Below are 20,838 nucleotides of genomic sequence, written 5' to 3'. Positions count from 1 at the left end.
CGGCGCGGCGCGCGGGACGGGGCGGCGGGGCCTCTCAGGTCCGGCGTGCGCGGGGGTTGCGGTGGGCGCCGGCGCCCGGCGGGTGCGCGGCGGGCCGGGCCGTCGGCGCGCGGGATCGTCCGGCGGTGGGCCGGGTCACCCGGCGGTGGGCGCACCGATCACGGAGAGGGTGCCGTCGAGGTACGCGGTGCGGCAGGCGCGGCGCTGGATCTTGCCGCTGGAGGTCTTGGGGATGGTGCCCGGCTGGACCAGCACCACGTCGCGGACGGCGACGCTGTGGGAGTCGCCGAGGGCGCCGCGGATCACCTCGGTGATCTTCTCGGCGTCGCCGGCGGCGTCCGGGGCGGCCTCGGCGACGAGGACGACCTGTTCGCCGCCCGTTCCCCCGGTGCCGGTGTCGACGCCGAACGCGGCGGTGCAGCCGGGGCGCAGCGCGGGGTGCGCCATCTCGGCGGTGAGTTCGAGGTCCTGCGGGTAGTGGTTGCGGCCGTCGATGACGATGAGGTCCTTCAGCCGTCCGGTGACGAAGAGTTCGCCGTCGCGCAGGAAGCCGAGGTCGCCGGTGCGCAGGAAGCGTCCCTCGCGGCCGGTGACCTCGGCGCGGAAGGTCTCGCGGGTGGCGAGGGCGTTGCGCCAGTAGCCCTTGGCGACGCTGGCGCCCGCGACGCGGATCTCGCCGACCTGCCCCTCGGGGAGTTCCTCGTGGGTCTCCGGGTCGGCGATCACCACGGTCAGTCCGGGGCCGGGCCGTCCGGTGCCGACCGCCGCCGCGTCGGCCTCGCCGGCGTGCGGGCCCTCCTCGGCGGACAGGAGGGTGGGCGGGGCGCCGGTCGAGCCGCCGGTGACCATCAGGGTGGCCTCGGCCAGCCCGTAGCAGGGGCAGAGGGCCTCGCGGCGGAAGCCGGCCGGGGCGAAGGTGTCGGCGAAGCGGCGCAGGGTGGCGGCGCGTACTGGTTCGGCGCCGTTGAAGGCGACCTTCCAGCTGCTCAGGTCGAGCCGGTCGATGAAGTCGGGGTCGGCGTGCTTGAGGGCCAGTTCGTAGGCGAAGTTGGGGCCGCCGCTGGTGTGCGGGCGGTAGCGGCTGACGGTGTCGAGCCAGCGCTGGGGCCGCTGGAGGAAGTGCAGCGGGGAGAGCAGGGTGGCGGTGCCGCCGGTGTGGATGGTGTTGAGGACGGGTCCGATGAGGCCCATGTCGTGGTAGACGGGCAGCCAGCTGACGAACAGTTCGTTGCCGTGGGCGGCGAGGGCGTCCGGGGTGTGGCCCATCCGTTCGGTGATGATCCGCTGGTTGTCCAGCAGATTGCCGTGGGTGACCATCACGCCGCGCGGGGCGGAGGTGGAGCCTGAGGTGTACTGGAGGAAGGCGACGGAGCCGGGGTCGAGTTCGGGTGCCTCCCAGCCGGCGCCTGCCTCGTCGGGGATGTCCTCGGTGGCGACGCGGGTGACGTCGGCCAGTTCCGGCAGATGGGGCGTCATGCCGTCGAGCGCGCCGATCACCTGGCGTCCGCCGAGGATGATGCGGGCGTCGGCGTCGGCCATCAGGCGCTTGGTCCGGGTCAGGGCGCGGTGGTTGTCGGCGCGGCCCTGCGGGGGCACGGCGGGCACGGCGACGACCCCGGCGGCGAGACAGCCGAGGTAGCCGGATATGAACTCCAGTCCCGGCGGGTACATCAGCATGGCGCGGGCGCCGGTGAGGTTCCGGTCCCGCAGCCATGCGGCGACGGCGCGGGTGCGGGCGGCCAGACGCCCGTAGGTGACGGTGTGGATCTCGGCGTTCTCGCCGGCGCAGTCGCCGGTGGCGAGAAAGCGGTAGGCGGTCCGGTCGGGGTGCTCGGAAGCGTGCGCGAAAAGTAGGTCGACCAGGGAACGGGCCATAGGAGGAGACTCACCTGTTCTTGCGTCAGTGCGAGGAACCGGAGTGTTGAGGGCCGCGCCTCGGGTACGCGCGAGACTGCGGCCGGCCTGGCCTCCTTGCCAGACCGCTGCCGCTGGAAACGCGGGGAGCGCTGATGCGGTCAACACCGGCCCCCCGAACCCCCGTTCAGCTTGCTACCGGCGAGTAGCACGATAGCAAGTCCGTCCGCCCCGCAAGGCGGGCGGGTGTGAACTCCGCGTAACCACCTGTGTGGAACGCGTATGCGACCGTAGCAGACCCGTTCGGCGTGTTTCGACGGACATGGCAAAGGCCCGGCCATCGTCTCGGTGACGACGGGCCGGGCCTCACGGACAAACCGCGGGAGCGCGACCGGTCCCCCGTTCCGGTCGTGCCCCGCGGCTGAAAAGAAGCTATGCGCACGCCGGTGGGTCTGTGTACCGCACCAGTGCCCGCCTGCGGCCCCCTCGGGACTCACCGGTGCACAACCGCGCCCGAAACATACCGGTAGGAGCCCCTCCGCATCGCGGCCCGGCCGGCCTCTCGAAAGGATGTTCACGCAGGTGAGGAGGTTTGCGCCGGACCGGCGAACACCGGCTGCGGCAGGTCCCCCGCGGCGAGCAGGGCCAGGACCACCTCGTAGAGATCGGTGCCGGCGGCCAGCAGCCGGCGTTCCAGGATCGGCTCCGCGCTGCGCACATGCTCGCGGACGGTCTGGGCGTGCACGCCCAGGCTCTGCGCGGCGCGTCCGGCGTTGCCGCCGGAGGCGACCCAGGCGCCGAGGGTGCGGCGCAGATTGCGGGAGTCGTCCTCGAGGGGGCCGAGCAGCTGCTGCGCCCAGGCGCGTACGGCCTCGCCGGAGAGCAGGTCGGCGAGGCGGGGCGGGTCCGCGCCGGGGTCGGCGACGGCCTGCCCGTCCTGGAGGTTGATCTGGGTGTGCAGCGCGAGATGGGCGACGGCGCGGGCGGTGACGTCGTCGAAGTCGGCGCCCAGCATGGTCTCCACGCGCTCCATGCGGGCGCGCACGGTGTTGCGGCTGACGCCGAGGATCTTGGCGGTGCTGACGGCCGTGAACTCCAGGCCGAGGCGGGTGGTGGCGAGGAGTTCGGCGCGGGTGTGGTGCGGCAGGACGTCGAGCGGGCGCAGCAGCCGGGCGGTCCAGCCGCGCAGCGCCGCGGGATCCATCAGCCGCTCGGGGTGGATGCGCTCGGCGTAGACGGCCGCCTTGTCCGGTCTGAAGCGGGCCACGGCGAGGGCGCTGACGGCCTGCCCGTAGGCGGTGGCGGTGCGGGCGAGGCTCTGCCGGGCACTGCCGCCGAGGTAGGTGTCGTCGTGCCGTACGACCAGCGACCGCAGGTCGCTCGCGGTGGTCTCCCGGGGGCTGAGGACGATGACATGGCCGTCCATGGCGGGGCAGCGCACCACCAGCGCCTCCCCGGCCGTGGCGTCCAGGGCCTCCTCGGCGAGCCGGTCGCGGCGGGCCGGTGTCGATTCGACGACATAGACACACGCCGTGTCGGCGTCGAGCAGTCCGGGCCACAGCCCGGCGGCGACCCGGCGGGCGGCGACGATGTCCTCCACCATCAGCAACTGCATGATCGCCAGGCGCAGGTCGGCGGTGGCGCGGCGCAGCAGCTGCCCGGCGGTGGCGGTCTCGCGGGCGGCGAGCAGCAGCTCCAGCACCTGGGCGGTGTGCGTGACGACATCGGCGGCGCGCCGGTCGAACGGGGTCCGGCGGGAGACCGCGAGCACCAGCGCCCGCGACGGGTGCTCGACCCGCACCAGGCGCAGATGGCGGCCCTCGCCCTCCCAGGCGGCCGAGGCGATCCGGCCGGAGGTGAGGTCGGCGACGAGATCCTCGTCCAGCGGCAGCCGCCGGCCGGCGAGGAGGTTTCCCTCGGCGTCCTGGAGGGCGACCGCGGCGTGCACGGTCGCGGCGAGCCAGTCGGCGATCCGGCGGACGTCACGGGCGGAGGGGCGCAGATGCTCCAGCAGCTCCCGCGCCCATGCCGGGGCCTGGCCGGCCGCCGGCTGCTCGCCCCGGATCTCGCCCCGGATTGCGTCCCTGCGGCCTGTCACCTCGGCCTTCCCCTCGTTCGCGCCGTACCGGTCCCGGTCGGGCACGTTACCTCACCCGCACGTCCGGCTCATCCCTTCTGCCCGGCTCGTCCCGTCCGGCACGTCCCCCGAGGCGCACCGGCATCGTGCGTCCCGGCCCGGTCCCCGCGGCCGTACCGGCACCTGCGTCATAAGCTCGGTGAATGGCGAAGTACTTCGACGTGCACCCCGACAACCCGCAGCCGCGCACCATCTCCCAGGTCGCCCGGAGCATCCGCGACGACGACGCCCTGATCGCGTACCCCACGGACTCCTGCTACGCGCTGGGCTGCCGTCTCGGCAGCCGCGACGGCATCGACCGTATCCGCACCATCCGCAAGCTGGACGACCGGCACCACTTCACGCTGGTCTGCCGGGACTTCGCCCAGCTCGGCCAGTTCGTACGGATCGACAACGACGTCTTCCGCGCGGTGAAGGCTTCGACCCCGGGCAGCTACACCTTCATCCTGCCGGCGACGCGGGAGGTGCCGCGCATGCTGCAGCACCCCAGGAAGAAGACGGTGGGCGTGCGCATCCCCGACCATGTGGTGACCCAGGCGCTGCTGGAGGAGCTGGGCGAGCCGCTGCTGTCCAGCACCCTGCTGCTGCCCGGCGAGGACGAGCCGATGACCCAGGGGTGGGAGATCAAGGACCGCCTCGACCACGTGGTGGACGCTGTGCTCGACTCCGGGGACTGCGGCACCGAGCCGACCACGGTCATCGACTTCTCCGGCGGCGAGGCGGAGATCGTGCGGCGCGGCGCGGGCGACGTCTCCCGGTTCGAGTAGCCGCCCCCGCGAGGCAGTGCGAGCAGCCTTCCACGGCAGGGCAGTTGAACGGCGGACCACCCCTGCGCCCCTGCCGGGCACCGTTGTTACGGTGCCCCGATGTCCAACTCCTCACGCGACACGGCCGAGGGCGCAGGCTGGGGCTCCGCGGAACGCGGCATCTACCGGCGGCTGATGCCCGGCGGCACCGAGAAGGTCTTCTGGCTCGACCCGCGCATGCTGTGGGCCGCCCGCAACGGCGTGCTGGTCTGCTGGCTCGGGGACCCCACCGGCCGTATCCGCAGCCGCTGGACGGCCCGGCGGGCGGCGGCCGGCGCACCGGCCGACAAGGTGATCCGGCGTGACGACCCGGACCGCTTCTCCTTCCTGGTCATCGGCGACACCGGTGAGGGCGGCGAGCCCCAGTACGCTGTGGTGCCGGGCCTGTTGAACGCCGGCCGGGACACCCGCTTCGCCGTGCTGGCCAGCGATGTGATCTACCCGGTGGGCAGCGCCGACGACTACGCCGACAAGTTCTTCCGCCCGTACGCCGGTTACCGGGCGCCCATCTACGCGATACCCGGCAACCACGACTGGTACGAGGACCTCGCCGGTTTCATGCGGGTGTTCTGCGGCGAGCGGGCGCCCCTGCCGCCCGAGGAGCGTCCCCGCCCCCTCACCCGCGCCTGGCTGCGCTCCCTGCTGTGGCACCGGCCCCGCCCGGGCGACGGCGAGCGGCTCGCCGAGGCCCGCGCCCTGCGCTCCGCGCCCGAACAGCAGGCCGTGCAGCCGGGCCCGTACTGGGCGATCGACGCGGGGCCGATACGGATCGTCGGCATCGACACCGGGCTGCTGGGAACCGTCGACGCCGAGCAGGGCGCCTGGCTGCGCGAGGTCTCCCGCGGTCCCCGCCCGAAGATCCTCGTCACCGGCTCGCCGCTGTACGTGGACGGCGCGCACCACCCCTGCCCGATCGAGGGCGGCGGCACGGTGGACGAGATCGTCCGCGACCCGGACCACCACTACGTGGCGGCGATCGGCGGGGACATCCACAACTACCAGCGCTACCCGGTGCGGCTGCCGGACGGGCGCACCCTGCAGTACGTGGTGGCGGGCGGCGGCGGTGCCTTCACCCACGCCACCCACACCATCCCCCGCGTCGATGTCGCCGGGGTGACCGAGCGGGACTTCCGCTGCTATCCGCTGCGCGGCGACTCCCTCGCCTTCTACAGCGCCCTGTACGGCCGCCGGCTGCGGCTGCCGCGCCTGTTCACCCTCACCGAGGCGGAGGCGTCCGCGGTGATCGCCGAGCGGCTCGGCATCGGGCCGACCCGGCCCACCGACCCGCCCGGGCGGGTCACCCGGCGGGTCCGGCTGGTCGCCGCGCTGCTCGGCACCGGCCGCCGGCCGGACCGGGCCAAGCGGTTCCGGCTGCCCGTGCGCAAGATCTACACCCAGGTGTTCTCGCCGGGCTCGGCCACCTACAGCCCGCCGTTCTTCAAGAGCTTCCTGCGCCTGGACGTCGAGCCGGAGCGGATCCGGCTGCGCTGCCTGGCGGCCACCGGCAACCGGGCGCAGGAGACCGACCCGCCCGTGGAGGACGAGGTGATCATCCCGCTGACCCGGTGACCCGATGACCGGAGGTCACCAGCGGCCGGGAGCCGGGCCCGTGATCGGTGCGGACGGCCGTCCGTCGACGCCGACCGGGACGTCACCGGCGATCATCACCCGGTGCATGATCCGCGGATGGTCCAGGTGGGCGGTGTCGCCGGGGGCGAGATGGATGGTGGCCCGGTTGTCCCAGAACGCGACGCTGCCCGGCTCCCAGCGGAACCGCACGGTGTACTCGGGCCGGATCGCCTGCTCCAGCAGCATCTCCAGCACGGCGGCGCTCTCCGGGCGGGACAGGCCGGTGATCTGCTCGACGTAGTAGCCGTTGACGAACAGGATCCGCTCCCCCGTCTCCGGGTGGACCCGCACCAGCGGGTGCTCGGAGGCGACCTGATGGTCCAGCAGGTGGCGGGCGTAGGCGTCGTCGCCGGGCCGCGGCTGGTAGCCGACGCCCAGCCGGTGCTCGGCGCGCAGCCCGTCCACGAACGCCCGGACCGGGGCGGACAGTCCGGCGTAGGCGGCGGCCAGGTTGGACCAGGTGGTGTCGCCGCCGTAGGGCGGCACGGTCTCGGCGCGCAGGATGGTCGCCGCGGGCGGGTCGATGCGGGCGCCGTGGTCGCAGTGCCAGCCGCGCAGCAGGGTGTGCCGGCGGCGCCGCAGCCACTCGTCGTGCGCCATGCCGAACCGGCCGCCGAGCTCCAGCCGGTCGGCGGTGGTCTCGATCTCCGGGACGTCCGGCGGGGAGGCCTTGCCGCGCCGCGGCAGCACGACCGGTTCGCCGAATCGGCGCGCCAGCGCCACCTGCCCGGCGTGGTCGAGACGCTGCCCGCGGAAGAACACCACCTTCCAGCGCAGCAGCGCCGCCCGGATCGCGGCGACCGCCGAGTCGTCGAGGTCACCGGCGAGGTCCACCCCGGCGATCTCGGCCCCGATGTGCCCGGCCACGGGCCGCACGTCCAGCTCCGCCCCGGCCGGCTCCGCCCCGGCCGGTCCCGTCCCGCTCGCCGGCCCGCCGACGGCCGCTGCGCCACCCCGGTCGCTCGTCATCCGTCCTCGCCTCCGTCGTGCCTCCCCACGGCCCCTGCGGGCCGGCTCCTGGAAGATCGTGACAGCCGGGCGCCGGCTTGGCGACAGGGCGTGGCCGCGACCGGCACGGACCTCTCCGGTTGATCACGGCCGGGCGGGTCGTCGAGGCTGGAGCCACGACATCGCCAACGGGAGGTCCTTTCGTGAGCAGCGTCCCGACCCACACCCTCAACGACGGCACCACGATCCCCGCCCTGGGCCTGGGCACCTGGCCCCTGGACGACGACGAGGCGGAACGCGCGGTGACCAGCGCACTGGAGCTGGGGTACCGCCTGGTCGACACGGCGGCGAACTACCGCAACGAGACCGGGGTGGGCCGCGCCGTCGCCCGCGCCGGCGTGCCGCGCGAGGAGATCGTCGTCACCACGAAACTGCCGGGCCGCCACCACGGCTATGAGCAGACCCTCGCCTCCTTCGAGGAGTCCCGCAGGCGGCTCGGCCTGGACTACGTCGACCTGTACCTGATCCACTGGCCGCTGCCCCGCGTCGACAAGTACGCCGACTCCTGGAAGGCCATGATCAAGCTCCGGGAGGACGGTCTGGTCCGGTCCATCGGCGTCTCCAACTTCACCCCCGCCCACATCGAGCGGCTGGAGAAGGAGACCGGGGTGCTGCCCTCGGTGAACCAGATCGAGCTCCACCCCTGCTTCCCGCAGGAGGAGCTGCGCGCCTACCACCGGGAGAAGGGCATCCTCACCGAGAGCTGGAGCCCGCTCGGCCAGGGGTCGGCGCTGCTGGACGACCTGGCCGTGGCCGCCGTGGCAGAGGCGCACGGGGTGACGCCCGCCCAGGCGGTGCTGCGCTGGCACATCCAGCTGGGGGCGCTGCCCATCCCGAAGTCGGCGGACCCGGACCGGCAGCGCGCCAACCTCGACGTCTTCGGTTTCGAGCTGGACGAGGCGCAGATGCGGACCCTCTCCGACCGCGCCCACCGGCGCCTGGGCGGTGACCCCGAGGTGCACGAGGAGTTCTGACCGGGTACCCGGCGCGGCACCGGGGCACGACCTGGAGGAAGGGAGCCGGACGTGGGCGCACGGCAGCGGCGGGACGAGCGGGACGGGCCGGACCGGCTGCGGGACTACCGCGGCAAGCGGGACTTCACCCGCACCGCGGAGCCCCGCGGCAGGGCCGCGGCGGCGGGCCCGGAGCCCCGCTTCGTGGTGCAGATCCACGACGCGCGCCGGATGCACTTCGACTTCCGCCTCCAGGTGGGCGACGTGCTGCGGTCCTGGGCCGTGCCCAAGGGGCCGCCCGCCGACCCGAAGGACAAGCGGCTCGCCGTGCCCACCGAGGACCATCCGCTGGAGTACGAGGAGTTCGAGGGGGTCGTCCCGCACGGCGAGTACGGCGGCGGCACGGTGATCGTCTGGGACCGCGGCACCTACGAGCCGCTCAGCCACGACCGCCGGGGCCGGCCGGTCGGCTTCGCCGAGTCGCTGGAGCGCGGGCACGCCCGGTTCCGGCTGAAGGGGTCGAAGCTGCGCGGCGAGTACGCGCTGACCCGGTTCCGCGGCGGGGACGGCAGCGGCGAGGAGGCGTGGCTACTGGTGCGGACGGCCTCCGGGCAGTCCTGGGGCCGCCCGGCGCCCGACCCCCGGCGCGCCCGTTCGGTGCGCTCCGGCCGCACCCTGGCCCAGGTCGCCGCCGACGAGGAGGCCTGACCGCCACCGGCGCGGGTGCCCTCTCTACAGGGCGGACAGCGGCTGCTCCGCCCAGATGACCTTGCCCGTGTTGGTCTGGACGCCTGCTGGAAGGCCCGCCCGGCCAGGGAGGTCTCGGCCGCGCCGGGCGGCTCGGCGTGCAGGATGTACCCGGCGGGGTCGCCGTCCGGGCCGCTCAGCGGGGTGACCGTCGCCCGGACCCACACGGAGTGCCCGTCGCGGTGGCGCAGCACGACGCTGCCCGACGGCACGGGCGGGGTTGTGGCGGGTGCCTCCTCGGCGAGCAGCTCCCTCACGGCCCGCCCCACGGCTTCCCCGGCCGGATGTCCGGTCAGCCGGCGGGCACCCTCACTCCACCCCGTCACGATGCCGCGGGCATCGACGACCACCTCAGCGGAGGCCTCCTCCATTCGTCCAGGATCAGCCCATCCTGTCCCCTTATCAACCGCGGCTCGCGGCCCGCCTCAGGAGCGGTGGTCGCGCAGTGCGGCGAGCGCCCGGTCGGCGTGGACGTTCATCCGCAGCTCACTGCGGACGACCTCGAGGACGGTGCGGTCCCGGCCGATGACGAAGGTGGCCCGCTTGGTCGGCGCCAGGGCGATCCCCCGTTTGACCCCGAACCGCTCCCGGACCGTGCCGTCGGTGTCGGACAGCAGGGGCATGCCGAGGCCGTGCCGCCCGGCGAACTCGGCCTGCCGCTCGACTCCGTCCCCGCTGATGCCGACGGGCCGTGCCCCGACGGCGGCGAACTCGGCGGCCAGGTCCCTGAAGCGGCAGGCCTGCGCGGTGCAGCCGGGACTGAGCGCGGCCGGGTAGAAGAACAGCACGACCGGCCCCTCGGCGAGCAGGTCCGACAGCCGGCGGACGGTGCCCGTCTCGTCCGGCAGCGCGAAGTCCTCGACGACGTCGCCCTTGCCCGGCGCGGCGCTCATGACCGGCCCTCTGCGTTCTTGACGTTCCTGATGTTCCTGGCGTTCCCGGCGTTCCTGGCCACGCCGCGCGCCCACAGCACCAGCGGCAGCTGCAGCGGCAGCCGCCCGAGGGCGGCGGCCCGGTAGGGGGCGGGGCGGTGCCGCCAGTCGACGGCCATCTTCACATTGGCGGGGAACACGCCCACGAAGAAGGCCGCGGCGGCGAGGGCGGCAACCCTGCGGGTGCGGGGCAGCGCCACTCCCGCGGCCAGCGCCAGCTCCGCGGCGCCGCTGGCCCGGGTCCAGGTGCGGGGCGATCCCGGCAGGGAGCGGGGCACGATGCTGTCGAACGGACGCGGGGCCGCGAAGTGGGCGGTGCCCGCGACGGCCAGCAGGCCGGCGAGCAGCAGGGGCGGGCGATCGGACCGTGACACGGTTCCTCCTCTGAAGGCCTGCCCCCGCACATTACCCGACGGTAAGTACCCCCCGAACTCCGCCCTTCCATTCAAAGAAGCGGCCGGACAACACCCTTAAGGGGCGCGGGGAACTGCGCGCCCAGCCCCCTCCCACCCGCAGCCGCGCCTCCACCGCACCCCCACGGCGCTCAGGCGCCCCACCCTTGGGCGACCCCACGACGCCGTTCAGGGGATCCCAGGTGCCCGAGGCGCTTAGCGCAGCGCACCCGCGTCCACACCTCACCCGTGAACCTGCCCCTGATCCCGCCCATGCTCGCCACCCCCGGCACCCTGCCGCCCCCGTCCATGGACCACCGCTGGGCCTACGAGACCAAGCAGGACGGCCAGCGCGCGGTCGTCTACCTCCCCGGCGACGGCACCATCGTGCTGCGCGCCCGGTCCGGCCAGGACATCACCGGCGCCTACCCCGAACTGGCCCCGCTGGCCCGCGCGCTCGGCAGCACCCCGGCGGTGCTGGACGGCGAGGTACTGGCCCTGGACGAACACGGCCGCGCCAGCTTCCAGTTGCTGCAGTCCCGGATGGGGCTGGCGCACGCCCCCGGCAGGGCGGCCCGGCGGGCGGCGAAGGTCCCGGTCCACCTCGTCCTCTTCGACGTGATGCACCTGCGCCGGCGCTCTCTGATCCGCCTGCCCTACGTCCGGCGGCGCGAGGAGCTGGAGGCGCTCGGCCTCGAGGGGCCCTCCTGGTCCACTCCGGCCGCGATCGTGGGGCACGGGGCCGAGGCGCTGCGCGCCACCCGGGAGCACGGCCTGGAGGGCCTGGTCTGCAAGCGGCTGGACTCGGTGTACGAGCCGGGCGTGCGCTCCCGGGCCTGGATCAAGATCCGCAATATGCGCAGCGAGGACGTGGTGATCGGCGGCTGGCTGCCCGGCAGGGGCCGGCTGACGGGCCTGCCGGGCGCGGTGCTGGTCGGCCAGCGGGCGGCGGACGGCCGGCTGCGCTACGTGGGCGGGGTGGGCACGGGCTGGAGCGAGGCCGAACGCACCGAACTGGCCGCGCTGCTGCGGGCGGCGGCGAGCGAGGTGTGTCCCTTCGACCCGGTGCCCCCGGTGCCGGGCGCGCACTGGGTGGTCCCCCGGCTGGTGGGCGAGGTCCGCTACAGCACCCGCACCCGTGAGGGGATGCTGCGCCAGCCGTCCTGGCTGCGGCTGCGGCCGGATCTGACGCCCGAGGAGTCGGCGGCCGACCTGCCCGACGACCTGGCCTGAACCGCGCCCGGCCGCACCCTGCCGCGCAGGGACCACGGGCCGCCTCGGCCCACCTCTTGGCATGGACGCGTCCACCCGGGATGATGCTGAACTCCCCAGCCCCCCACAGACGTTGGGCTGCGCCCGCACCCGAGGAGGACGCAGTGCAGTCGAGCACGCTCCGCACCCACCGCAGACGGTGGCTCACCGGCCTCGCCGGAGCCTCCGCTCTCGTCATCGCCTTCCCCGGCACCGCCTTCGCCGCCCCGCCCCCGGCCCTGCCCGCGAACGCCGACGCCCTGGAGCGCACCTACCAGCCCGCCTACGACTACGACACCGACGGCTGCTATCCCACCCCGGCCATCGGCCCCGGCGGCGACGTCAGCCCCGGCCTGAAGCCGACCGGAGCGCTGAACGGCAACTGCCGGGACGCCGCCGACCTGGACCACACCAACGGTTACGCCCGCGCCAAGTGCAACAACGGCTGGTGCGCCGTGGTCTACGCCCTGTACTTCGAGAAGGACCAGGCCCTGCCGGGCATCGGCCTGGGCGGCCACCGCCACGACTGGGAGCACGTGGTGGTGTGGGTGCAGAACGACACGGTGCAGTACGTGGCGACGTCGAACCACGGCTCGTTCACCCTTCACCCCCGTTCGTCGGTCCGCTTCGAGGGCACGCACCCGAAGGTCGTCTATCACAAGGACGGCGTCAGCACGCACTGCTTCCGTATCGCGCAGGCCCACGACGACCCGCCGGAGAACCACAAGAGCACCTGGCAGTACCCGGCCCTGGTCGGCTGGAACGGCTATCCACCGGGGATACGGGAGAAGCTCGTCTCGCACGACTTCGGCAGCGCCCACTTCGGCCTGAAGGACGGCAGTTTCGCCTCGCACCTGGCCAAGGCCAAGCCGGAGGGCATCCCCTTCGATCCGAACGCCTGACCGCTCGGGACCTTCGGGCCCGTTCCGGCACGGGGACCGGGCCCGGAGGGTCTATCGTGTCGCCATGTCCGCCCCCGAGCTGATCCGTATCGTGTCCCGCGACTCGCCCATGGCGCTCGCCCAAGTGGACCGCGTCCGTGCCGAGTTGGCCGCCGCCCACCCCGGAGTGCGCACCGGGGTCGTGCCCGTGCGCACCACCGGCGACAAGTGGCTGGGCGATCTGTCGAAGGTGGAGGGCAAGGGCGCGTTCACCAAGGAGGTGGACGCCGCGCTGCTGGCCGGCGAGGCGGATCTCGCCGTGCACTGCCTCAAGGACGTGCCCGCCGACCGCCCGCTGCCGGCCGGCACGGTGTTCGCCGCGTTCCTGGAACGGGACGACATCCGCGACGCGCTGGTCCACCCGGGCGGGCTGACGCTGGACGAGCTGCCGCCCGGCACCCGCATCGGCACCTCCTCGGTGCGCCGGACCGCCCAACTGGCCGCCACTCACACGCATCTGACCTGCGTTCCGTTCCGCGGCAACGCCAACCGGCGGCTGGCCAAGCTGGCGGCCGGCGAGGCGGACGCGCTGCTGCTGGCCAAGTCGGGCCTGGAACGCATCGGCCGGACGGACGTGATCAGCGAGGTGCTCTCCCCCGAGGCGATGATGCCGCCGATCGGCGCGGGCGTGCTGGCGCTGCAGTGCCGGGAGGACGACGCGGACCTCATCGACGCGGTCAGCGCCCTCGGCCATCCCGCCACCCACCGGGAGGCCACCGCCGAGCGCATGTTCCTGCATGTGCTCCAGGGCCACTGCAACAGCCCGATCGCCGGCTACGCCCGTGTGGACCGCAGCGGCGAACTCTCCCTGCGGGCCTGTGTGTTCACCCCGGACGGCAAGACCCGGCTGAACGCCCACGAGTGGGCGGGCCGGCTCGACCCGGCCACGCTCGGCACCTCGGTGGCGGTGGCGCTGCTGCGTCAGGGGGCCCGGGAGATCATCGACACGATCCCGCACTGACCAGCGGGGGCGGTTGATGTGCGAGGGGCCGCCGTCAGGCGGTGCCCTCCTCGGCCTGCTCGCGCAGGAACACGCTCACCTGGTGGGCGAGGCTCTCCCGGCAGGCGCCCGCCGGGGTCCCGGCGGACAGCTCCCGCAGCCCGATGCCGCCCGCCCACAGCCGGCGTCCGGTCCACTCCTCGTCGACGCGCAGCTGGACCTGGACGTCCACATGGCTCAGCGACGCCTCGGGTCCGGCGGCGAAAATGACGGCCGTCGCCCGGCGCAGCGGATAGACGTCGAATCCCTCGATGAATTGCGAGTTGCGCCAGTCGATGAAGGCGCTCTCACCGTCGGGGCCGACCCGGACATCGATCTGACCGTCTTCGAGGTGAATACCGAATGGCCGGCTTCCGCGGTTCTCCACGGTCACCCGGACACTGAAGTAGGTGAGCCCTTCGGCAGCGTCGTCGCGTCCGCGCGGCGGCTCGCCCGCCTCAAGTCGGTGGACGCGGACCCGCAGACCGGCATGCTCGTCGTACTCCTGCCAGTCCCCGACCACGTTCGGCTCGTACACAGTGCACCTCTCGACATTCTGTGGCTGCTTCCTATCTGTGGGCTCGGCGCACTGTCAAATGGGCGGAATGCGCCGTGGGCAGGCGGTTTTACCGCAGCTGATCGCTGATCAAGCGCTGCGCTGGCACTATCCGCCGAAGCGGTCGGCCACCCCGCCCGCGCGGCGTGCCGTACATCACGTCCGCGCCGTGATCACAGGTATGGACCGGTCGTGGTCAGGCGCAGGGGCCGGGCGGGAGGCCCGGTCCGGCACCCCCGGGCGCGATCATCCCGCCCGCCCGCCGCCTCCCCGCATTTAACTCATCGAATTCCTTCGATTTCACTGCGTCGCCGTACCGCCGGAAAATTCCCTCGTTGAATTCCCAATCTGTTTCGGAATGGCGGGGCACGGGAAAAGGTGGTTCAGTGCTTCGGACAGGAGGCACGTCCGTGGGAAACGGTTCGCCGGCCCGGGCTGCTTCGTGCCGTGAAGCGTCCGGCCTTCCCGCGGTGTCTGTCCCACCGGCACCTGCTCAGGGAGGTGCGCATCATGCGTATCGCCGGAAGCACCACCACCAGGCCGCACCCCCACGACGACGCCCCGGACACCAGCGAGGACTTCGCCCGTCTCGCCCGGCTCCCCGAGGGACCCGAGCGCACGGCGCTGCGCAACGAACTGGTCCGGGCCTGGCTGCCCATGGCCGAGCGCATCGCGGTCCGGTTCCGGGGACGCGGCGAGACCCTGGAGGACCTCTACCAGGTGGCGGCCCTGGGGCTGGTCAAGGCCGTGGACCACTACGACCCGGCGCGCGGCCACGCCTTCGAGGCGTACGCGGTGCCGACCGTCACCGGCGAGATCAAGCGCCACTTCCGCGACCACATGTGGACCCTGCACGTGCCGCGGCGGGTCCAGGACCTGCGCAACCGGGTGCGCAGCGCGATCAAGGAGCTGTCGCAGACGTCACCGGGCCACACCCCGACGACCGCCGAGATCGCCGAGCACACCCGGCTGACGGAGGAGGAGGTGCAGACCGGTACGGAGGCCCTGGAGTGCTTCTCGGCGCTGTCGCTGGAGGCGGAGATGCCGGGCACCGACGGCTACGCCCTGGCGGACGCGCTCGGCGCCCCCGACCCGGCGTACGACACGGTCGTGGACCGGGTGGCGGCGCGGCCCTGCCTGCAGGCGCTCCCGGAGCGCGAGCGGGTCATCCTCTATCTGCGGTTCTTCCGGGGCATGACGCAGAGCACCATCGCCGAGCAGCTCGGCATCTCCCAGATGCATGTGTCGCGGCTGCTCAGCAGCTGCTTCGCCCAGCTGCGCGAGGAGCTGGCCGCCGAGGGCGGCTGAGCGGCGGGGCGGAGGCGGGGCGTGCAGGGTCTCGAGGGCCGGGCTGCGCGTGGCCGCTCAGGGTGGCGGCGGCGCGCCCGGGATCCGGGGTGGTGCCGAGCCGGTCCAGCGCCTCCTCCAGGGCAGCGCGGTTCTCCTCGGGCAGCACGCCGGTGCGGCCCGGACGAGGACCATGCCGGCGACGTTGCGGGACCTTGAGGTTTGCCGCTGCCGCGTCGGCTCCGCACAGTGCTTGAGTGCCTTCACCCAGTGTCCGGCTTCTCCATCGTCGCCACTCGCCGCGCCGCGTGCCACCGGACGGACGGAGGCGCTCCGGATCGGTTCCGGATCACCGTTTCGGCATCGCCGCCGGGGTACTCGGCAGGCGCCCGGAGCGGTCCGGGACGGACACTGGTGTCATTCCGGTGCCACCCGGCCGACGAGATCAGGACGCGACGCCATGAACCAAGAGATGCCCTCCCCTGCCGGCACGAAGGACGTCTTCACGACCGAATCCGTGTTCGGGGCACCCTGCTGGGTGAGCCTGACCAGCCGTGACCTGAAGACCACCGAGGAGTTCTACAGCGCCGTGCTGGGCTGGACCTGGCGGCCGGTCCGGCTCGGGGACCGCTTCCGCATCGCCCTGGCGGACGGCACACCCGTGGCGGGCATCGCCGCGGTCGCCGGGATGTGGCAGATGGCGGTGGCCTGGACGCCCTACTTCGCGGTGCGCAGCGCCGACGAGGCGGTCTCCCGGGTGCAGGAGCGGGGCGGCACCACGGCTGTCGGTCCCATCTCGCTGGCGCCGGGACGTGCGGCGCTGCTGGCCGACCGGGACGGGGCGACGTTCGGGATCTGGGAGGGCGAGCTGTTCACGGACTGGCCGGCCTGGCGCCGCGCCCACCCGGCCTTCATCAAGCTGCACACACGCGACGCCTTCGACGCGGCGATCTTCTACGGGGAGGTCTTCGACTGGGCCTCGGACAAGCAGGGCTGCTGCGAGGTGGAGTACGTGGGCGACGAGGTGGTGCTGCGCAGCGGCGGCGACGTGGTGGCCCGCATCGAGTCGGGCGCCGTGGAGTCGGCGCCCGACCCGACGATCCGCCCGCACTGGCAGGTGCACTTCGCGGTGAAGGACGTCGCCGCCTGCGCCCGGGCCGCCGAGATGCACGGCGGCAGCGTGCTGTCCCTGTCGGAGGACGAGGCGGTCCTGCGCGACAACGAGGGCGCCCAGTTCACCGTGACGACCCGCCGCAGCCGCTGACGCGGCGTGCCGACCCGCCGGTGACGGTTCGCGGCGTGCCGCCCCTCGGCGGCGGGGGCGTGCGGGGCGTCCGTCACCGGCGTGTCCCTCACCGGCGTGTCCCTCGGCGGGCGGTGGTGCGCGGCGGGCGGGTCAGCAGGATCAGGCTGCGCGGGGCGACGCTCACGGTGGTGCGGGCCTTGTGCTCCGCCTCGTCCGGCGTGCCCTCGGGGTCGGCCGTGTCGATCAGGGCCGTCCAGCGCTCGCCGTAGCGCGCGTCGGGCAGGCGGAAGTCCACCGGCTCCCAGTGGCTGTTGAGCAGCAGCAGGAACGAGTGGTCGACCACGGGCCGGCCGTGCGCGTCGGGTTCGGCGATGGCGTCGCCGTTGAGGAAGACGGCGATCGAGTGGGCGCCGGAGCGGTCCCAGTCGTCGTCGGTCATCTCCTCCGCGTCCGGCAGCAGCCACACCAGGTCGGGCAGTGGCTGGCCGGCCCGGCGCAGGGTCTCGCCGCGGAAGAAGCGGCGCCGGCGCAGCACGGGGTGGGCGGTGCGCAGGGCGATGAGCCGGCGGGTGAAGTCCAGCAGGTCGCGCTGTTCGCGGCCGAGCCGCCAGTCGATCCAGGAGATCTCGTTGTCCTGGCAGTAGGCGTTGTTGTTGCCGCGCTGGGTGCGTCCGAGCTCGTCGCCGTGGGAGAGCATCGGGATGCCCTGGGACAGCAGCAGGGTGGCGAGGAAGTTGCGCTGCTGCCGGGCGCGCAGCTCCCGCACGGCCGGGTCCCTGGTCTCGCCCTCGGCCCCGCAGTTCCAGGACCGGTTGTCGCTCTCGCCGTCCCGGTTGCCCTCGCCGTTGGCCTCGTTGTGCTTGTCGTTGTAGGAGACGAGGTCGCGCAGCGTGAAGCCGTCGTGCGCGGTGACGAAGTTGACGCTGGCCCGGGGCCGGCGCCTGCTGTGGGCGTACAGGTCGGCGGAGCCGGTCAGGCGTGAGGCGAACTCGCCGAGGGTGTGCTCCTCGCCGCGCCAGAAGTCCCGTACGGCGTCGCGGTACTTGCCGTTCCACTCCGACCACAGCGGCGGGAAGTTGCCCACCTGGTAGCCGCCCTCGCCCACGTCCCAGGGTTCGGCGATGAGTTTGACGCGGCTGATCACCGGGTCCTGCTGGATCAGGTCGAAGAAGGCCGACAGCCGGTCCACCTCGTGGAACTGCCGGGCGAGGGTGGCCGCGAGGTCGAAGCGGAAGCCGTCGACGTGCATCTCGGTCACCCAGTACCGCAGCGAGTCCATGATCAGCTGCAGGACGTAGGGGTGGCGCATCAGCAGGCTGTTGCCGGTGCCGGTGGTGTCGTAGTAGTGCGCCCAGTCGCCGTCCACGAGCCGGTAGTAGGAGCTGTTGTCGATGCCCCGGAAGGAGAGGGTGGGACCCTTCTCGTTGCCCTCGGCGGTGTGGTTGTAGACGACGTCGAGGATCACCTCGAGGCCGGCGGCGTGCAGGGTGCGCACCATCTCCTTGAACTCGGCGACCTGCTGTCCGCGTGTGCCGCGGGCGGCGTAGGCGTTGTGCGGGGCGAAGAAGCCGATGGTGTTGTAGCCCCAGTAGTTGGACAGGCCCCGGCCCTGCAGCACGCCGTCCTGCACGAACTGGTGCACCGGCATCAGCTCCACCGCGGTGACGCCGAGGGAGGTCAGATGCTCCACCACCGCGGGGTGGGCGAGCCCGGCGTAGGTGCCGCGCAGCTCCGGGGGCACCTCCGGGTGGGTGCGGGTGAGGCCCCTGACATGGGCCTCGTAGATCACGGTGTCGGCGTACGGGCGGCAGGGGCGTCGGTCTTCGCCCCAGTCGAAGGCCGGGTCGGTCACCACGCCCAGCGTGGTGTGCCCGGCGCTGTCCGCCGGGTCGGGTCCGTCGGGGTCGCGCTCGTACAGCGAGGGGTGGTTGTCGATCTGCCCGTCCACGGCGGTGGCGTAGGGGTCGAGCAGCAGCTTCGCCGGGTTGCAGCGGTGACCGGCGTCGGGGTCCCAGGGGCCGTGCACCCGGTAGCCGTAGCGCTGGCCGGGGCCGACGCCGGGCACATAGCCGTGCCAGACGAAACCGTCGACCTCGGTCAGCGCCACGTTGGTATGTCGGCCGTCGTCGTCGACGAGGATCAGTTCGACCCGCTCGGCGACCTCGCTGAACAGCGCGAAGTTGGTGCCCTCGCCGTCGGGGGTCGCCCCCAGCGGGTAGGGGCGCCCGCTCCACGCGGGCGCCCCTGTGCGGTTCCTCCGCCGGGTCACCGGGCCTCCTCCAGGACGCCCTCGGAGGTACGGACCCGGCCGGTGACCTGGGCGACGCTCACCTCGCGGGGCAGGTCCAGGCCCTCACTCTCACGCGGGTCGGGCGCGGTGGGCACCAGCGGGACCCGCTCGCCGGCGCGGGCGCGCTGCGAGAACCAGGTGACCTTGCCGCCGGTCTCGGTGGCGCAGCAGCCCCAGCCGTCGCTGCTGGCGGCGATGTGCTCCAGGCAGCCGCGCAGCTCCTGGTCGGGGCGCAGGGCACGGTCGTTGTCCCCGATGGCCGTGATGAGGTGCTGACCGTTCCACCACATCTCGATCGAGACGTTCTTGTCGGTGGCGTGGTCGTCGATCGCCCGCAGCAGCATCTCGGCGCCGCCGCAGACGCGCTCCCTCAGGTTCTCGAGGTCCCAGTACCTCAGGTGAGCGGCCAGAATGCGGCTGACCTGTCCCACCCTCTCCGGGCTGACTTCCACGTCCAGGTGGTAGTAGCAGGGCACTGCGGTCTTCATGGTCGTCGGCTCCTCACCGCGAGACTCGCGTTCCTCCTCGCCCCTGCGGGACGAGGCCCACCCTGATCACGGAACGTGAGTGACTATCGCTTCTGAGTCACCCTCAGAGTGAGCGCGTTGACCCATTCGTGCAACACGAGCGCACGCCTGAGACGTCTGTGGCGACAACTGAGCACAATCCGACCCAAAGAGGTTGAAAATCCAACAAGACGAACAGTCACAGCGCATGCACCATGTGTGAAGACCTCGATCGCCGTTACGGTCCGTGCCGCCGTGCGCACGGCCGCCGCCCGACCCCCGGGAGAACGTGCCCCCATCGAGCCACGGAAAGGTGACGGCGCCATGCTGCTACCCGCCAAAGCCGAAGTCGCCCGGCAGTTGCGTCGCTACCGGGCGTGGGAACGCGTGATGCTGGCCGCCCCGGCGGACCGCACGGTACGGGCCACGTTCGAGGACTCCGGCTACACCCTCTGCGTGCTGATGGGGAAGCGCTGCGCCCGCGAGGCGGCGGACGCCGCCGAACGGTATCTGCGCGCCGGCCACGTCGCGCATCCGCAGGAACCGGCCGACAGGCCGCGCCCGGCCGCCACGGCCAGACGGGGCCCGCCGGTCGCACCGCGCTTCACGGCGGGAAGGCCATGAACCTCCCGGCAGCGCTCCACCACGGGAAGGCCAGGGCCTTCCCCGGCAGTGCTTCACGGCGGGAAGGCCAGGACCTTCCCGCCGCCGTTCGGTCCCCACGACCGGGCGCGGGCCCGGCGTTCGAGCACGGCGGAGGTGCCAGACGATGAAGACGACCCGGTCCATCGGCCGTGTTCCGGTGCGGGACGTCCGGCCGTCCGTCGAGTGCGGCAGGCGGCCGGCGAAGGCCGTCGTGGGCGAGACGTTCGAGGTCACGGCGACGGTGTTCCGCGAGGGGCACGAGGGCGTGGCCGCCAATGTCGTGCTGAGGGACCCTCAGGGCCGGCTGGGACCGTTCACGCCGATGCGGGAGCTGGCGCCGGGCACCGACCGGTGGGGCGCCGAGGTCACTCCCGACGCGACGGGAGTGTGGACGTACTACGTGGAGGCCTGGGGCGACCCGATCGCCACCTGGCGTCACACGGCCGGCGTCAAGGTGCCCGCCGGGATCGACACCGGCCTGGTGCTGGAGGAGGGCGCCGACCTGTACGAGCGGGCGGCCGCCGGCGTCCCGCAGGACGAGGGGCAGGACGTGCTCCTCGCCGCGGCCGAGGCGCTGCGCGACGACTCCCTGCCCTGCGCCACCCGGCTGGCGGCGGCGCTGACGCCCGAGGTGGACGCGGTGCTGGCGCGGTATCCGCTGCGGGAACTGGTCACCAGC

At 73.2% G+C, this 20,838-nt stretch carries 19 protein-coding genes and 1 pseudogene; 11 read left to right on the top strand and 9 right to left on the bottom strand.

The genetic code is table 11. The annotated features are described in order from the left end of the window. Window positions 1-135 precede the first annotated feature (135 nt). Window positions 136-1,875, bottom strand: coding sequence for a fatty acyl-AMP ligase (locus ABD198_RS07670; RefSeq protein ID WP_343998769.1), 1,740 nt, complete (start codon window positions 1,873-1,875; stop codon window positions 136-138). Between the two features lie 553 nt (window positions 1,876-2,428). Then, window positions 2,429-3,952 carry a helix-turn-helix domain-containing protein gene (locus ABD198_RS07665; protein WP_425580434.1) on the bottom strand — a complete coding sequence of 508 codons (1,524 nt, stop codon included), beginning with the start codon at window positions 3,950-3,952 and terminating at the stop codon, window positions 2,429-2,431. Window positions 3,953-4,134: 182 nt separating this feature from the next. Here ABD198_RS07665 and ABD198_RS07660 point away from each other — a divergent pair, with 182 nt between their 5' ends. Both ABD198_RS07660 and ABD198_RS07655 read left to right on the top strand, forming a co-directional pair. Then, window positions 4,135-4,758 (top strand): L-threonylcarbamoyladenylate synthase, encoded by a 624-nt coding sequence (locus ABD198_RS07660; protein ID WP_343998767.1) that lies wholly within the window; start codon window positions 4,135-4,137, stop codon window positions 4,756-4,758. Between the two features lie 99 nt (window positions 4,759-4,857). After that, window positions 4,858-6,366 (top strand): metallophosphoesterase family protein, encoded by a 1,509-nt coding sequence (locus ABD198_RS07655; protein WP_343998765.1) that lies wholly within the window; start codon window positions 4,858-4,860, stop codon window positions 6,364-6,366. Between the two features lie 15 nt (window positions 6,367-6,381). Here the strand turns inward: ABD198_RS07655 and ABD198_RS07650 are convergent, their stop codons facing one another. Further along, window positions 6,382-7,395: a TauD/TfdA dioxygenase family protein gene (locus ABD198_RS07650; RefSeq protein WP_343998763.1), complete on the bottom strand. Its 1,014-nt coding sequence runs from the start codon at window positions 7,393-7,395 to the stop codon at window positions 6,382-6,384. 182 nt (window positions 7,396-7,577) lie between these two features. Here ABD198_RS07650 and ABD198_RS07645 point away from each other — a divergent pair, with 182 nt between their 5' ends. Both ABD198_RS07645 and ABD198_RS07640 read left to right on the top strand, forming a co-directional pair. Beyond that, entirely contained in the window at window positions 7,578-8,408 is an 831-nt protein-coding gene (locus ABD198_RS07645; RefSeq protein ID WP_343998761.1) for an aldo/keto reductase, read from the top strand. A 51-nt stretch (window positions 8,409-8,459) separates the two neighbouring features. After that, the gene (locus ABD198_RS07640) at window positions 8,460-9,095 is read left to right on the top strand and encodes a DNA polymerase ligase N-terminal domain-containing protein (protein WP_343998758.1); all 636 of its coding nucleotides are present in this window, start codon (window positions 8,460-8,462) and stop codon (window positions 9,093-9,095) included. A gap of 146 nt (window positions 9,096-9,241) precedes the next feature. On the opposite strand, the pseudogene ABD198_RS07635 reads toward ABD198_RS07640, so the two are convergent. The 3 genes and pseudogenes from ABD198_RS07635 to ABD198_RS07625 all read right to left on the bottom strand — a co-directional run. Next, window positions 9,242-9,505: pseudogene (locus ABD198_RS07635) on the bottom strand (PAS domain S-box protein); the annotation flags it as partial. Between the two features lie 54 nt (window positions 9,506-9,559). Further along, a complete protein-coding gene (locus ABD198_RS07630; protein WP_343998756.1) occupies window positions 9,560-10,027 on the bottom strand; it encodes a peroxiredoxin in 468 nt (155 codons plus the stop codon). After that, the gene (locus ABD198_RS07625; RefSeq protein ID WP_343998754.1) at window positions 10,024-10,440 is read right to left on the bottom strand and encodes a DoxX family protein; all 417 of its coding nucleotides are present in this window, start codon (window positions 10,438-10,440) and stop codon (window positions 10,024-10,026) included. Before ABD198_RS07625 ends, ABD198_RS07630 begins: the two co-directional genes overlap by 4 nt. A 267-nt stretch (window positions 10,441-10,707) precedes the next feature. Between ABD198_RS07625 and ABD198_RS07620 the strand changes: the two genes are divergently transcribed. The 3 genes from ABD198_RS07620 to hemC all read left to right on the top strand — a co-directional run bounded on the left by ABD198_RS07620 (window position 10,708) and on the right by hemC (window position 13,611). Further along, complete coding sequence (locus ABD198_RS07620; protein WP_343998752.1) at window positions 10,708-11,691, top strand: ATP-dependent DNA ligase; 984 nt, start codon at window positions 10,708-10,710, stop codon at window positions 11,689-11,691. 143 nt (window positions 11,692-11,834) lie between these two features. Then, the gene (locus tag ABD198_RS07615; RefSeq protein WP_343998750.1) at window positions 11,835-12,611 is read left to right on the top strand and encodes an NPP1 family protein; all 777 of its coding nucleotides are present in this window, start codon (window positions 11,835-11,837) and stop codon (window positions 12,609-12,611) included. A gap of 64 nt (window positions 12,612-12,675) precedes the next feature. Next, complete coding sequence (gene hemC / locus ABD198_RS07610; protein WP_343998748.1) at window positions 12,676-13,611, top strand: hydroxymethylbilane synthase; 936 nt, start codon at window positions 12,676-12,678, stop codon at window positions 13,609-13,611. 34 nt (window positions 13,612-13,645) lie between these two features. On the opposite strand, the gene ABD198_RS07605 is transcribed toward hemC, so the two are convergent. Continuing rightward, the gene (locus tag ABD198_RS07605; RefSeq protein ID WP_343998746.1) at window positions 13,646-14,167 is read right to left on the bottom strand and encodes a hypothetical protein; all 522 of its coding nucleotides are present in this window, start codon (window positions 14,165-14,167) and stop codon (window positions 13,646-13,648) included. Between the two features lie 528 nt (window positions 14,168-14,695). Here ABD198_RS07605 and ABD198_RS07600 point away from each other — a divergent pair. Then, complete coding sequence (locus tag ABD198_RS07600; RefSeq protein WP_343998744.1) at window positions 14,696-15,493, top strand: SigB/SigF/SigG family RNA polymerase sigma factor; 798 nt, start codon at window positions 14,696-14,698, stop codon at window positions 15,491-15,493. A gap of 439 nt (window positions 15,494-15,932) precedes the next feature. After that, window positions 15,933-16,736 (top strand): VOC family protein, encoded by an 804-nt coding sequence (locus ABD198_RS07595; protein ID WP_343998742.1) that lies wholly within the window; start codon window positions 15,933-15,935, stop codon window positions 16,734-16,736. Window positions 16,737-16,824: 88 nt separating this feature from the next. Here the strand turns inward: ABD198_RS07595 and glgX are convergent, their stop codons facing one another. Continuing rightward, entirely contained in the window at window positions 16,825-18,987 is a 2,163-nt protein-coding gene (gene glgX / locus ABD198_RS07590) for a glycogen debranching protein GlgX (protein ID WP_343998740.1), read from the bottom strand. Beyond that, the gene (locus ABD198_RS07585; protein ID WP_343998738.1) at window positions 18,984-19,496 is read right to left on the bottom strand and encodes a pep a2; all 513 of its coding nucleotides are present in this window, start codon (window positions 19,494-19,496) and stop codon (window positions 18,984-18,986) included. Before ABD198_RS07585 ends, glgX begins: the two co-directional genes overlap by 4 nt. Window positions 19,497-19,838: 342 nt before the next feature. On the opposite strand from ABD198_RS07585, the gene ABD198_RS07580 reads away from it, so the two are divergent. Both ABD198_RS07580 and ABD198_RS07575 read left to right on the top strand, forming a co-directional pair. Then, a complete protein-coding gene (locus tag ABD198_RS07580; RefSeq protein ID WP_343998736.1) occupies window positions 19,839-20,138 on the top strand; it encodes a DUF5133 domain-containing protein in 300 nt (99 codons plus the stop codon). A gap of 145 nt (window positions 20,139-20,283) precedes the next feature. Continuing rightward, on the top strand, window positions 20,284-20,838 hold a 555-nt coding region (locus ABD198_RS07575), incomplete at its 3' end, for a maltotransferase domain-containing protein (protein WP_343998734.1).

The sequence above is a fragment of the Streptomyces thermocarboxydovorans genome (genome assembly GCF_039524635.1).
Classification (GTDB): domain Bacteria; phylum Actinomycetota; class Actinomycetes; order Streptomycetales; family Streptomycetaceae; genus Streptomyces; species Streptomyces thermocarboxydovorans.
The sequence above is the reverse complement of the archived record's forward strand: the minus strand, read 5'-3'. Positions and strand labels throughout refer to the sequence as shown.